Here is a 12,795-nt window from a genome sequence, read left to right on the forward strand (position 1 = left end):
GGTCAATACTCCTTAACGCGCGACCCAACCCAGGGTCCGCTGCGCCAGCACGTCACGTGCCGGAATGAACAGTTCCATCGCCATAAGCCCAAGGTTGCGACCCGCAACCAGCGGTGCCCAGCGATTGGCAAACAGGTGGACTAAACCGTCGGTGACGCCAATGGTCGCCGCTTTGTCCGCCTGGCGTCGTTTCTGGTAATGGCTCAGCACTGAGTATGCGCCACAATCCTGTTGTTCGCTCCACGTTCGGGCCAGGAGCTCGGCCAGGCTCATCACGTCACGGAGGCCAAGGTTGAAGCCTTGCCCGGCGATGGGGTGTAGCGTCTGCGCGGCGTTGCCGACCAGGGCGACGCGATGGGAGACAGTCTGCGATGCGGTCGTCAGCGCAAGCGGATAGGCCACGCGTTTTCCGGCGTGGGTGATGCGCCCAAGCCGCCAGCCGAAGGCCTTTTGCAGCTCGGAACAAAAACGTTCGTCGGACCAGGAGAGAACCTCATCGGCCCGATCCTGCGCATGGCACCATACCAGCGAGCAGCGCCCGTTCGACATCGGCAGCATGGCCAGCGGGCCGTGCTCCGTGAAGCGCTCAAATGCCCTGCCGTTATGCGCGCCAGCCGTAGAGACATTAGCGATGACCGCCGCCTGTCCATAGGGTTCAGAGCGCCATTCGACGCCGCACTGCGTGGCGATCGCGGAGCGTGAACCATCTGCCGCCACCAGCAGTTGCCCCTCCAGCGTGGTGCCGTTGTCCAGCGTCACGCTGACGGCCTCGTCACGGCGGCTGAAGCTGGCGACGCGCGCCGGACAGTGCAGCGTGACGCCAGGGGCATCCTGTAACAGACGGAACAGCCGCAGCCCCACGTCATGCAGCTCGACGACCTGCCCCAGTGCCTCAATTCGGTAATCGTGGGCATCCAGCGTCACAAACCCGGCGTGGCCGCGATCGCTGACGTGAACGGTGCCGATGGCCGTCGCGCAGTCCGCTATCGCCTGCCAGATGCCAATGCGCGCAAGCTGCTGGCAGGTTCCCTGGGCCAGCGCGATGGCGCGGGCATCGAAGCCGGGATGATCGGCCGCCTGCGGCGCAACCGCCTCAACAAGATGCACCGGAAGCTGGCCTTTGGTTAACTGCGAAATGGCCAGCGCCAGAGTAGCGCCGGTCATGCCTCCGCCAACGATGATCACGCTCATACGCGTGCCGCCGCCATCAGCGCCTCGATGTCGTCGGCTTTTTTCACCACGGTCGCGGTCAGGTTTTCGTTACCGGTTTCGGTGATGACGATGTCATCTTCAATGCGAATGCCGATCCCGCGGTACTGTTCTGGCACGTCGGCATCCGGCGCGATGTACAGCCCAGGCTCAACGGTCAGCACCATGCCTGGCTCCAGCACGCGCGAACGTTCCGGACCGTATGCCCCGACGTCATGCACATCCAGCCCCAGCCAGTGGCTCAGGCCGTGCATAAAGTACGGACGATGGGCGTTTTCGGTTATAAGGGTGTCCACATCGCCTTTCAAAATGCCGAGCTTCACCAGCCCGGTAATCATGATGCGCACCACCTCGCCCGTAACCTCCTGGATGGAGGTGCCAGGGCGGAACAGCGTCAGCGCGGTCTCCAGAGACTCAAGCACGATGTCATAGATTTCACGCTGCGCGGTGGTGAATTTACCGTTCACCGGGAAGGTACGGGTGATGTCGCCCGCGTAACCCTGATATTCACAGCCCGCGTCAATCAGCACCAGATCGCCGTCGCGCAGTTCACTTTCGTTTTCGGTGTAGTGCAGAATGCAGCCGTTTTCACCGCCGCCTACGATGGTGTTATAGGACGGGAAGCGCGCGCCGTGACGGTTAAATTCATGGTGAATTTCGCCTTCAAGCTGGTACTCGAACATACCGGGACGGCACTTTTCCATGGCGCGGGTATGCGCCAGGGCGCTGATTTCGCCCGCGCGGCGCATCACATTCAGCTCTTCTTCAGACTTAAACAGGCGCATCTCATGCACCATCGGTCGCCAGTCCGTCAGGGTGGCGGGTGCAGACAAATTCTGACGTGAGCCTTTACGCAGCTTATCCAGCGCGGTGAAGACAATGTCATCCGCATACGCGTATTCGCCCTGCGCGTGATAGAGCACGTCCAGGCCGTTCAGCAGTTGGTAAAGCTGCTGGTTGATTTCGCTGTAGGCCAGCGCACGGTCCACGCCCAGTTTTTCCGGCGCCGCCTCCTGCCCTAAGCGGCGGCCAAACCAGATTTCCGCGGTCAGATCGCGCACGCGGTTAAAAATCACGCTGTGGTTGTGGATGTCATTGCTTTTAATCAGCACCAGTACCGCTTCCGGCTCGTTAAACCCGGTGAAGTACCAGAAATCACTGCTCTGGCGATAGGGGTATTCGCTGTCGGCGCTGCGCGTCACTTCCGGCGCGGCGAAAATCAGGGCAGCGCTTCCCGGCTGCATTTTTGCCAGCAGCGCCTGACGACGGCGAGAATACTCTTGACTGGAGATAACCATGACACCCTCCTGTGCGTTATTTTTCTTAGTGTAATGTTGGCTTGCGAACTTCCGGCGCGGTCGGCTGCGAGCGCGTAAAGTTGTCGTGGCACAGCAGAGACGCCACGCGCACGTACTCGATAATCTCTTCGAGAGACATTTCCAGCTCTTCCTGGTCTTCGTCTTCATCGTAGCCGAGCTGGGCGATATTACGCAGATCGTCGATCGCTTCACCCGCTTCGCCGGTCACTTTATCCAGTTTAGGCTGGGTTACGCCCAGGCCAAGAAGATAGTGGTTTACCCAACCCGCGAGCGCATCGGCGCGATCGAAGACGCTGACATCGTCGCCTTCAGGCAGATAAAGCTGAAAAAGAAAGCCATCGTCTTCCAGGGAATCGCTGGTTGCGGCGTGCATTTTACGCAGCGCTTCCGCCAGTTCGTGGCCAAACGCCAGCCCTTCGTTGGTGAGGTCGTGGATCAGCGGCTGCCATGAGCTGTCGCTGTTTCCGCCGCACAGTATGCCGCTGATCAGACCGTGCATTTCGGCAGGGGTCAGACCGACTCCCTGCTGGTTCAGTAACTGGTTTAAATCCTTGTAACCAGGCATTTCGTTCTGTATAGACATACGCATTCGTCATCAAAGGGAGGATATTCATGATATGCTACCACTTTGGACCCTGGTGATACCAGAAAAGGGCTTGTATCTTCACATCAGGGTAGCTATAGTGTCGCCCCTTCGCAGCCCCCGGGGCAGTAAGCGAAGGCAGCGCAGTCAATCAGCAGGAAGGTGGCATGTCTGCACAACCCGTCGATCTCCAGATTTTTGGCCGTTCACTGCGAGTGAATTGTCCGCCTGAACAAAGGGATGCCTTGAATCAGGCTGCGGACGATTTGAATCAGCGGTTGCAAGATCTAAAAGAACGCACTAGAGTCACAAATACTGAGCAGCTGGTTTTCATCGCCGCGTTGAACATCAGCTATGAACTGACTCAGGAAAAAGCGAAGACCCGCGATTACGCGGCAAGCATGGAGCAGCGCATTAAAATGCTCCAGCAGACCATAGAACAGGCATTGCTTGATCAAGGTCGCAGTCCCGAAAGACCGGGACCAAAGTTTGAATAACACTTCTCAGTTGACTATGGTAGAGTAACTGTGAAGACAAAATTTCTCTGAGATGTTCGCAAGCGGGCCAGTCCCCTGAGCCGATATTTCATACCACAAGAATGTGGCGCTCCATGGTTGGTGAGCACGCTCGGTCCGTCCGAGAAGCCTTAAAACTATGACGACACATTCACCTTGAACCAAGGGTTCAAGGGTTACAGCCTGCGGCGGCATCTCGGAGATTCCCTCTCTTTTCTTCTACCGACTACCATGACTCAATTCCCTGAAGTTTCTGCTTCACGCCAGGACATCCGTCAGCTTATTCGCCAGCGTCGTCGCGCCTTAAGCGCCGAGCAACAGGCACATTTTGCCCAGCAGGCCGCCGCCCGCATGATGGCCTATCCGCCTGTGGTGATGGCAAACACCGTCGCCCTGTTTCTCTCGTTTGATGGTGAGCTGGATACCCAACCGCTTATCGACCAGCTCTGGCGCGCCGGGAAAAAAGTTTATCTGCCGGTGCTACATCCCTTTAGCCGAGGCAATCTGCTGTTTCTGCACTACCATCCGCACAGCGAGCTGGTGGTAAATCGTCTGAAAATCACAGAACCCAAACTCGACGTGCGCGATGTGCTCCCGCTTTCCGGGCTGGATGTGCTGATTACGCCGCTGGTGGCGTTTGACGAGCAGGGCCAGCGATTAGGCATGGGCGGGGGGTTCTACGACAGGACGCTACAAAACTGGCAGCAGTACGGATTGCAGCCGGTGGGGTATGCGCATGATTGCCAGGGCGTGGAGGTATTACCCGTAGAGAAATGGGATGTGCCGTTGCCGGCGGTGGTGACGCCCAGTAAAACCTGGACCTGGTAGAATAAAGCCGGGTGGCGGCTACGCCTTACCCGGCCTACATAAATCATCGAACATTGTAGGTCGGGTAAGCGTAAGCGCCACCCGACATCACAGACCGCACCATCAGTACAGCAGACGCGCGCGAATCGTCCCCGGAATGGCCTTCATGCTCTGCAATGCTTTCTCGGCGATGTCTTCATCCGCTTCAATATCAATAACCACATAACCCATCTGCGAGTTAGTTTGCAGATACTGCGCAGCAATGTTAACGCCCTGCTCGGCAAAGATCTGGTTGATGGCGGTCAGCACGCCAGGACGGTTTTCGTGGATGTGCAGCAGACGACGCCCACCGTGCAGCGGCAGAGACACCTCCGGGAAGTTCACCGCAGAGAGCGTTGAACCGTTATCGGAATATTTGCTCAGTTTACCCGCCACTTCCAGGCCGATATTCTCCTGCGCTTCCTGAGTAGAACCGCCGATGTGCGGCGTCAGAATCACGTTGTCGAACTCGCACAGCGGAGAGGTGAACGGATCGCTGTTGGTGGCCGGTTCCGTCGGGAACACGTCAATCGCCGCACCCGCCAGATGTTTACGCTTCAGCGCATCGCACAGTGCAGGAATATCGACCACCGTACCGCGCGCGGCGTTGATCAGCAGAGAGCCCGGCTTCATCAGCGCCAGCTCTTCTGCGCCCATCATGTTTTTGGTGGACGCATTTTCCGGCACGTGCAGGCTTACCACGTCGCTCATGTTCAGCAGGTCAGAAAGATGCTGCACCTGCGTCGCGTTACCCAGCGGCAGCTTGCTTTCGATATCGTAGAAAAACACGTGCATGCCGAGAGATTCCGCCAGAATACCGAGCTGCGTACCGATATGGCCGTAACCGATAATCCCGAGCTTTTTCCCACGGGCTTCGTAGGAGCCCGCAGCCAGCTTATTCCACACGCCGCGGTGCGCTTTGGCGTTAGCCTCCGGAATGCCGCGAAGCAGCAGCAGCAGCTCGCCAATTACCAGCTCCGCCACGGAACGGGTGTTAGAGAACGGCGCGTTAAAGACCGGGATACCGCGTTTTGCGGCGGCATTCAGATCAACCTGGTTGGTGCCGATGCAGAAACAGCCAATCGCCACCAGCTTTTCCGCCGCAGCAATAACGTCTTCAGTCAGTTGGGTACGGGATCGCAGGCCAATGAAATGGGCATCACGGATGGACGCTTTCAGCTCTTCGGTATCGAGCGCGCCTTTGTGAAATTCGATGTTGGTGTAGCCTGCTGCGCGAAGGCTATCGAGCGCTTTCTGGTGCACGCCTTCAACCAGCAGGAATTTAATCTTGTCTTTCTCCAGTGATACCTTTGCCATTTACCCGACCCTGTTTTTGTCTGAACTGATGTTGTGCTGGATATAAATCCGCTGTAGCCAACATATCAAAAAAAACTATTGCAGCAATATGAACGTTTGCGTCAGTACGCTGAAGGAAAGTCATACAGCGCAAAATGGCAGAGGAAAATGCTATGGAAATTTACAAACGCGGAAGGATCGGCAAAAGAGGCATAAAAACGTGACACAAGTCACCGAATTTAGCGTTTCAAAAATTTTTTAGCGGGGGGAGGACTCCCCCCGTCAGATCATTTTACGATGGTTTTCACGCCGTCAGCGGTGCCGATCAGCGCCACATCCGCGCCACGGTTGGCGAATAGCCCTACGGTCACTACGCCTGGAATGCCGTTGATAGCGTTTTCCAGCGCAATCGCGTCAAGAATTTCCAGACCGTGAACGTCGAGGATCACGTTGCCGTTGTCGGTCACTACGCCCTGACGGTATTCCGGACGACCGCCCAGCTTCACAAGTTGACGGGCAACCGCGCTGCGCGCCATCGGGATCACTTCGACCGGCAGCGGGAAATTCCCCAGAATGTCGACCTGCTTGGAGGCGTCCGCGATGCAGATGAACTTATCCGCCACGGAAGCGATGATTTTTTCGCGGGTCAGCGCCGCGCCACCGCCTTTGATCATCTGCATGTGGCCGTTGATTTCATCCGCGCCATCAACGTAAATGCCCAGACGGTCCACTTCGTTGAGGTCGAAAACGGTGATGCCGAGGCTTTTCAGCTTTTCCGTGGAAGCATCGGAGCTGGAAACCGCACCCTCGATCTGCCCCTTCATCGTGCCCAGCGCATCGATAAAGTGTGCCGCCGTGGACCCCGTACCAACACCGACAATGGTACCCGGCTGTACGTACTGGAGAGCGGCCCATCCTACTGCTTTTTTCAGTTCATCCTGCGTCATGATCGTTTTGCCTGTGGTGTGAAAACTCAGGGCGCATTATAGAACACGTCGAATGGATTTCGTCTGCCACGAAGGGAAAATTGTGTCATAGTGCAGATTAAGCAAAATTAAGGAGTCAGCCAGAGCAATGAAACGTCCGGACTACAGAACACTACAGGCACTTGATGCAGTTATTCGTGAACGCGGTTTTGAGCGCGCGGCGCAAAAGCTGTGCATCACCCAGTCCGCCGTATCACAGCGTATCAAACAGCTTGAAAACATGTTCGGGCAGCCGCTGCTGGTGCGTACCGTACCGCCGCGTCCGACAGAGCAAGGACAAAAGCTCCTCGCCTTGCTGCGTCAGGTTGAACTGCTGGAAGATGAATGGCTGGGCGATGAACAAACCGGCTCCACGCCGCTGCTGCTGTCGCTGGCGGTGAACGCCGACAGTCTGGCAACCTGGCTGCTGCCGGCCCTTGCGCCGGTGCTGGCCGACTCCCCAATCCGCCTGAACCTTCAGGTTGAAGACGAGACCCGCACTCAGGAACGCCTGCGCCGTGGCGAAGTGGTTGGGGCGGTCAGTATTCAGCCGCAGGCGCTGCCAAGCTGTCTGGTGGATCAGCTGGGCGCGCTGGATTACCTGTTTGTCGGTTCAAAAGCCTTTGCAGAGCGCTACTTCCCGAACGGCGTGACTCGCGCCGCGCTGCTGAAAGCCCCTGCCGTCGCGTTCGACCATCTGGACGATATGCATCAGGCCTTCCTGCAACAAAACTTCGATTTGCCGCCGGGCAGCGTGCCGTGTCATATCGTTAACTCGTCCGAAGCCTTCGTACAGCTCGCGCGTCAGGGCACCACCTGCTGCATGATCCCGCATTTGCAGATTGAGAAAGAGTTGAAAAGCGGTGAGCTGATTGATTTAACCCCGGGGCTGTATCAGCGCCGGATGCTGTACTGGCACCGTTTTGCCCCGGAAAGCCGCATGATGCGCAACGTCACCGACGCGCTGCTGGCGTTTGGGCATAAGGTGTTGAGACAGGATTAATCGCTTGAATTCCCTCTCCCTGTGGGAGAGGGTTAGGGTGAGGGCAAACTACTGCGCCTTAGCCGCCTCAGTTTGCTGAGTTTCAGTCGGCTCCAGCTGGAACACCACATCAACCTGATCGTCGAACTGAATGGTTGGCTGCTCGTAGGTTTCCTGAGCAGAAACCGGCGCGGCGTCCGCCTTCATCATCCGCACCATCGGGCTTGGCTGGTAGTTTGAAACGTGGTAGCGCACGCTGTAAACCGGACCGAGCTTGGTCTTGAAGCCGGAAGCCAGCTGCTGCGCCTGATGAATGGCATCATCTATCGCCGCTTTACGCGCTTCGTCTTTATATTTCTCCGGTTGCGCAACGCCCAGCGAGACGGAACGAATTTCGTTCAGCCCTGCCTTCAGCGCACCATCCAGCAATCCGTTGAGCTTATCAAGCTGGCGCACGGTCACTTCTACAGTACGCACGGCGCGATAGCCTTTCAGGATGCTTTTGCCGTTCTGGTAGTCGTAATCCGGTTGGGTACGCAGGTTCGCAGAGCTGATGTCTTTTTTCGCGACACCGTTCTGTTCCAGGAAAGAGAGGTATTGCGCAACACGATCGTCTGCCTGTTTCTTGGCGGAAGCAGCATCTTTCGCCGCCACGTTCACTTCAATTGCCAGGGTTGCAACATCCGGTACCGCATCCACGCTTGCCGTGCCTGAAGTGACAATGTGCGGGCCGTTCGGCAGTTCATTCGCCTGCACCGACACCGCACCTAAACTTACTAATGCCGCCAGGGCCATCACCTTAAACTTCACTGTCATTCCTCCATGTTGCGAAGAGTGCCCTGTTAACAGGGCTCATGCCAGCAAGCTTAGCGGGTCTTGTCCAGATGTCCATAAGACAACGCTTAGTTGAACAATCCCTGTACGTGATGAATGCCCTCTTTCGCCAGCTGGAAGGCAATAAACCACATCACCAGCCCCACCAGGGTATTGATAATGCGCTGTGCTTTGGCGGTACGCAGTCGTGGCGCCAGCCACGCCGCCAGGATCGCAAGACCGAAGAACCAGAGGAAGGAGGCGCTGACCGTACCGAGCGCAAACCAGCGTTTCGGCTCAACGTCCAGCTGTCCGCCCAGGCTGCCCAGTACCACAAAGGTATCAAGGTAGACGTGCGGGTTAAGCCACGTCACGGCGAGCATGGTGACGATAATCTTCCAGCGCCCCTGCTTCATCACTTCGGCGCTAGCCAGCTCAAGATTGCTGCTCATGGCCGTTTTCAGGGCACCAAACCCGTACCACAGCAGAAACGCTACGCCGCCCCAGGTAACCAGCGCCAGCAGCCACGGCGACTGCATCAACAGGGCGCTGCCGCCAAAAATCCCGGCGCAAATCAGCAGCAGATCGCTCACCGCACACAGCAGGGCAATCATCAGATGGTACTGACGGCGAATGCCCTGGTTCATCACGAACGCATTTTGTGGACCAAGGGGAAGGATCATGGCCGCACCTAACGCAAGCCCCTGAAAATAATAAGATAACATGACGTAATTCTCGCAGAGTTGTCCTGGAGGCAGACTATACTGCGGGAACGTCATTAGAGGAAATGGATAATATTAATTGGGGATTAGCTGGGCTAATAAAAGAAAAGCCCGGTGTCGCTGACGCTTACCGGGCCTACGGGAGACGTTACTCTGCTTCTTTGACTTTTTTGACGTTTACGTCCATCTGCGGGTACGGGAAGCTGATGCCGTTGGCATCGAAATCACTCTTGATGCGCTCCAGCACATCCCAGTAAACGTTTTGCAGATCGCTGCTTTTGCTCCAGATGCGCACCACAAAATTAATAGATGACGCGCCCAGCTCGTTCAGACGAACGGTCTGCTCGCGGTCCTTCAGAATGCGATCGTCAGAGGCAATGATGTTGGCGATCAGCGACTTCACCTGATCGATATCGGAGTCGTACGCCACGCTGATGATCAGCTCGTTACGACGCACCGGCTCGCGGGAGAAGTTAATGATATTGCCCGCAATGATTTTCCCGTTCGGGACTACCACAATGCGACCATCCACGGTACGCAGGGTCGTGGAGAAAATCTGAACCTGCAACACGGTACCGGCAATACCGCCCAGATCCACATACTCACCGGAACGGAACGGACGGAAGGTCACCAGCAATACGCCCGCCGCCAGGTTAGACAGCGAACCCTGCAATGCCAGACCAATGGCCAGACCGGCAGCACCGAGCACAGCGATGACGGATGCCGTCTGCACGCCGACACGCCCCAGCGCCGCAATCAGCGTAAAGGCGATAATGCCGTAACGGACCAGCGCGGAGAGGAAATCGGCGACTGTGGCATCAATGTGTCGTGCGACCATCACCCGGTTGACAGCGTTCGAAACGATACGCGCCACGATCATCCCGACAATGATGATGGCAATAGCGGCAACAATATTCACGGCGTAGCTCAGCAGTAGCGCCTGGTTGCGCACCAGCCAGTTACCCGCGTTATTGATGCTGTCTACAACATCAAGTTGTTCCATTTATTCTTCCTTTTGTTAAACCAAAACACAAAATCCATCCCCCATGGAGACAGGCAGGTCAGTAAAGGGTAAACAAAAAGCACCGGCTTTGCCAAACAGATCACAAAATCAGGTATTGCAGGATATTGAAAAAGCATAAAAAAAGGCCCGCATATGCGGACCTTCTTGACGCTATGAACAGCTCAAATTACAGAACGTCAACCGCGTTCAGTTCTTTGAATGCCTGCTCCAGACGAGTAATCATAGAAGTCTGGGCAGCGCGCAGCCATACGCGTGGATCGTAGTATTTCTTGTTCGGCTGGTCTTCGCCTTTCGGGTTGCCCAGCTGACCTTGCAGGTAAGCTTCGTTGGTTTTGTAGTATTGCAGGATACCGTCCCAGGTTGCCCATTGGGTGTCGGTATCGATATTCATTTTCACTACGCCGTAGCTTACGGAATCTTTGATTTCCTGAGCAGAAGAACCGGAACCGCCGTGGAAGACGAAGTTCAGGCTGTTGTGCGGCAGGTTGTGTTTTTTGGACACGTATTCCTGAGAATCACGCAGGATGGTCGGGGTCAGAACCACGTTACCTGGTTTGTATACGCCGTGTACGTTACCGAAGGACGCTGCGATAGTGAAGCGTGGGCTGATTTTGCTCAGCTCGGTGTAAGCGTAATCAACGTCTTCTGGCTGAGTGTACAGTGCAGAAGCGTCCATGTGGCTGTTGTCCACACCGTCTTCTTCACCGCCGGTGCAACCCAGTTCGATTTCCAGGGTCATGCCCATTTTGGACATACGCGCCAGGTACTTAGAGCAGATCTCGATGTTTTCTTCCAGAGACTCTTCGGACAGGTCGATCATGTGAGAAGAGAACAGTGGCTTACCGGTTGCCGCGAAGTGTTTTTCACCTGCGTCCAGCAGACCGTCGATCCATGGCAGCAGTTTTTTCGCGCAGTGGTCAGTGTGCAGGATAACCGGAACACCGTAGTGCTCAGCCATCTGGTGAACGTGATGTGCGCCAGAGATAGCGCCCAGGATTGCAGCACCCTGAGGAATGTCAGTTTTCACGCCTTTACCTGCGATGAACGCAGCGCCGCCGTTAGAGAACTGAACGATAACTGGAGCTTTAACTTTAGCAGCAGTTTCCAGTACGGCGTTGATGGAGTCGGTACCCACGCAGTTAACTGCTGGCAGAGCGAAGTTGTTTTCTTTAGCTACCTGGAACACTTTCTGTACGTCATCACCAGTGATAACGCCAGGTTTTACGAAATCAAAAATTTTAGACATGTTGCTTAGTCCTGTATCTTCGGCCGTTAGAAATGGTGCGAGCTCTGATAAGCGCGCTGAAAATTGGGCAGGTTTCCCTGCCCCTGAATGGCTTACTTCTTAGCGCGCTCTTCGAGCATTGCTACTGCTGGCAGAACTTTGCCTTCCACGAATTCGAGGAATGCGCCGCCACCAGTGGAGATGTAGGAGATCTTGTCAGCGATACCGAACAGGTCGATTGCTGCCAGGGTGTCACCACCGCCTGCGATAGAGAACGCTTCGCTGTCTGCGATTGCGTTAGCCACGATCTCAGTCCCTTTGCGGAAGTTCGGGAATTCGAACACGCCGACAGGACCGTTCCACAGGATAGTTTTTGCGTTTTTCAGGATTTCAGCCAGTTTCTGTGCAGAAACGTCGCCCAGGTCCAGAATCTGCTCTTCATCTTTGATGTCGTTAACAGATTTCAGGGTTGCGGTAGCAGTTTCGGAGAACTCGGTTGCCACGCGAACGTCAGTTGGAACCGGGATATCACAGGTACCCAGCAGACGTTTGGCTTCGTCAACCAGATCCGCTTCGTACAGGGATTTACCCACGTTGTGGCCTTGCGCAGCAACGAAGGTGTTCGCGATACCACCGCCAACGATCAGCTGGTCAGCGATTTTGGACAGAGAATCCAGTACGGTCAGTTTGGTAGAAACTTTAGAACCACCAACGATAGCGACCATTGGACGAGCAGGTTCTTTCAGTGCTTTACCCAGCGCTTCCAGTTCGTCAGCCAGCAGCGGACCTGCACAGGCGACGTCTGCGAATTTACCGATACCGTGGGTAGATGCCTGCGCACGGTGAGCCGTACCGAATGCATCCATCACGAATACGTCGCACAGCGCAGCGTATTTTTTGGACAGGGTTTCGTCGTCTTTCTTTTCGCCTTTGTTGAAGCGAACGTTTTCCAGAACAACCAGCTCACCTTCGGCAACTTCCACGCCGTCCAGGTAATCTTTCACCAGGCGAACCGGGCTGGACAGTTTGTCTTTCAGGTAATTAACAACCGGCAGCAGAGAGAACTCTTCGTTGTACTCGCCTTCAGTTGGACGGCCCAGGTGGGAGGTGACCATCACTTTAGCGCCCTGCTTCAGAGCCAGTTCAATGGTTGGCAGAGATGCACGGATACGCGCGTCGCTGGTCACTTTGCCATCTTTAACCGGTACGTTCAGATCGGCACGGATGAAAACGCGTTTACCTGCCAGATCCAGATCGGTCATCTTAATTACAGACATGGTGAATCCTCTCGTTGAT

13 protein-coding genes and 1 other RNA gene are annotated in these 12,795 nt (G+C 55.8%); 4 read left to right on the forward strand and 10 right to left on the reverse strand.

The features are described from left to right. Positions 1 to 12: 12 nt before the first annotated feature. The 3 genes from ubiH to RY075_RS18985 are packed head-to-tail and all read right to left on the reverse strand — an operon-like array spanning position 13 to position 3,111. Positions 13 to 1,191, reverse strand: coding sequence for a 2-octaprenyl-6-methoxyphenyl hydroxylase (gene ubiH, locus RY075_RS18975; protein WP_003860103.1), 1,179 nt, complete (start codon positions 1,189 to 1,191; stop codon positions 13 to 15). After that, the gene (gene pepP, locus RY075_RS18980) at positions 1,188 to 2,501 is read right to left on the reverse strand and encodes a Xaa-Pro aminopeptidase (RefSeq protein WP_302378167.1); all 1,314 of its coding nucleotides are present in this window, start codon (positions 2,499 to 2,501) and stop codon (positions 1,188 to 1,190) included. Before pepP ends, ubiH begins: the two co-directional genes overlap by 4 nt. Positions 2,502 to 2,532: 31 nt before the next feature. Further along, complete coding sequence (locus tag RY075_RS18985) at positions 2,533 to 3,111, reverse strand: YecA family protein (RefSeq protein WP_003860099.1); 579 nt, start codon at positions 3,109 to 3,111, stop codon at positions 2,533 to 2,535. 167 nt (positions 3,112 to 3,278) lie between these two features. On the opposite strand from RY075_RS18985, the gene zapA reads away from it, so the two are divergent. The 3 genes from zapA (at position 3,279) to RY075_RS19000 (ending at position 4,454) form a co-directional block, all read left to right on the forward strand. Continuing rightward, positions 3,279 to 3,608: a cell division protein ZapA gene (gene zapA / locus RY075_RS18990; RefSeq protein ID WP_003860096.1), complete on the forward strand. Its 330-nt coding sequence runs from the start codon at positions 3,279 to 3,281 to the stop codon at positions 3,606 to 3,608. A 41-nt stretch (positions 3,609 to 3,649) separates the two neighbouring features. Then, positions 3,650 to 3,833: non-coding RNA, 6S RNA (ssrS, locus tag RY075_RS18995), on the forward strand. Between the two features lie 24 nt (positions 3,834 to 3,857). Further along, positions 3,858 to 4,454, forward strand: coding sequence for a 5-formyltetrahydrofolate cyclo-ligase (locus tag RY075_RS19000; RefSeq protein ID WP_032610088.1), 597 nt, complete (start codon positions 3,858 to 3,860; stop codon positions 4,452 to 4,454). A gap of 102 nt (positions 4,455 to 4,556) precedes the next feature. Here the strand turns inward: RY075_RS19000 and serA are convergent, their stop codons facing one another. Then, a complete protein-coding gene (gene serA, locus RY075_RS19005; RefSeq protein WP_017692705.1) occupies positions 4,557 to 5,789 on the reverse strand; it encodes a phosphoglycerate dehydrogenase in 1,233 nt (410 codons plus the stop codon). A 266-nt stretch (positions 5,790 to 6,055) separates the two neighbouring features. Beyond that, positions 6,056 to 6,715, reverse strand: coding sequence for a ribose-5-phosphate isomerase RpiA (gene rpiA / locus RY075_RS19010; protein WP_003860091.1), 660 nt, complete (start codon positions 6,713 to 6,715; stop codon positions 6,056 to 6,058). A gap of 127 nt (positions 6,716 to 6,842) precedes the next feature. On the opposite strand from rpiA, the gene argP reads away from it, so the two are divergent. After that, the gene (gene argP / locus RY075_RS19015) at positions 6,843 to 7,736 is read left to right on the forward strand and encodes a DNA-binding transcriptional regulator ArgP (RefSeq protein WP_003860089.1); all 894 of its coding nucleotides are present in this window, start codon (positions 6,843 to 6,845) and stop codon (positions 7,734 to 7,736) included. Positions 7,737 to 7,784: 48 nt separating this feature from the next. Here the strand turns inward: argP and RY075_RS19020 are convergent, their stop codons facing one another. From RY075_RS19020 to pgk, 5 genes are all read right to left on the reverse strand, one after another. Then, positions 7,785 to 8,525, reverse strand: a complete 741-nt coding sequence (locus tag RY075_RS19020; RefSeq protein ID WP_023314807.1) for an oxidative stress defense protein — start codon at positions 8,523 to 8,525, stop codon at positions 7,785 to 7,787. A gap of 92 nt (positions 8,526 to 8,617) precedes the next feature. Next, positions 8,618 to 9,253: an arginine exporter ArgO gene (argO, locus tag RY075_RS19025; RefSeq protein WP_003860085.1), complete on the reverse strand. Its 636-nt coding sequence runs from the start codon at positions 9,251 to 9,253 to the stop codon at positions 8,618 to 8,620. Between the two features lie 145 nt (positions 9,254 to 9,398). Next, positions 9,399 to 10,253, reverse strand: coding sequence for a small-conductance mechanosensitive channel MscS (mscS, locus tag RY075_RS19030; RefSeq protein WP_302378153.1), 855 nt, complete (start codon positions 10,251 to 10,253; stop codon positions 9,399 to 9,401). Between the two features lie 187 nt (positions 10,254 to 10,440). Beyond that, entirely contained in the window at positions 10,441 to 11,520 is a 1,080-nt protein-coding gene (gene fbaA, locus RY075_RS19035; RefSeq protein WP_003860079.1) for a class II fructose-bisphosphate aldolase, read from the reverse strand. Between the two features lie 92 nt (positions 11,521 to 11,612). Then, a complete protein-coding gene (pgk, locus tag RY075_RS19040) occupies positions 11,613 to 12,776 on the reverse strand; it encodes a phosphoglycerate kinase (protein WP_003860077.1) in 1,164 nt (387 codons plus the stop codon). Positions 12,777 to 12,795: the final 19 nt, after the last annotated feature.

Source organism: Enterobacter sp. JJBC (genome assembly GCF_036936505.1).
GTDB classification, from domain to species: domain Bacteria; phylum Pseudomonadota; class Gammaproteobacteria; order Enterobacterales; family Enterobacteriaceae; genus Enterobacter; species Enterobacter hormaechei_C.

Bases quoted from the DNA above. Each gene is read 5' to 3' on its own strand.
- zapA (WP_003860096.1), top strand. From the start codon at position 3,279: ATGTCTGCACAACCCGTCGATCTCCAGATTTTTGGCCGTTCACTGCGA.
- argO (WP_003860085.1), bottom strand. From the start codon at position 9,253: ATGTTATCTTATTATTTTCAGGGGCTTGCGTTAGGTGCGGCCATGATC.
- rpiA (WP_003860091.1), bottom strand. From the start codon at position 6,715: ATGACGCAGGATGAACTGAAAAAAGCAGTAGGATGGGCCGCTCTCCAG.
- fbaA (WP_003860079.1), bottom strand. From the start codon at position 11,520: ATGTCTAAAATTTTTGATTTCGTAAAACCTGGCGTTATCACTGGTGAT.
- serA (WP_017692705.1), bottom strand. From the start codon at position 5,789: ATGGCAAAGGTATCACTGGAGAAAGACAAGATTAAATTCCTGCTGGTT.
- mscS (WP_302378153.1), bottom strand. From the start codon at position 10,253: ATGGAACAACTTGATGTTGTAGACAGCATCAATAACGCGGGTAACTGG.
- RY075_RS19000 (WP_032610088.1), top strand. From the start codon at position 3,858: ATGACTCAATTCCCTGAAGTTTCTGCTTCACGCCAGGACATCCGTCAG.
- ubiH (WP_003860103.1), bottom strand. From the start codon at position 1,191: ATGAGCGTGATCATCGTTGGCGGAGGCATGACCGGCGCTACTCTGGCG.
- argP (WP_003860089.1), top strand. From the start codon at position 6,843: ATGAAACGTCCGGACTACAGAACACTACAGGCACTTGATGCAGTTATT.
- RY075_RS18985 (WP_003860099.1), bottom strand. From the start codon at position 3,111: ATGTCTATACAGAACGAAATGCCTGGTTACAAGGATTTAAACCAGTTA.
- pgk (WP_003860077.1), bottom strand. From the start codon at position 12,776: ATGTCTGTAATTAAGATGACCGATCTGGATCTGGCAGGTAAACGCGTT.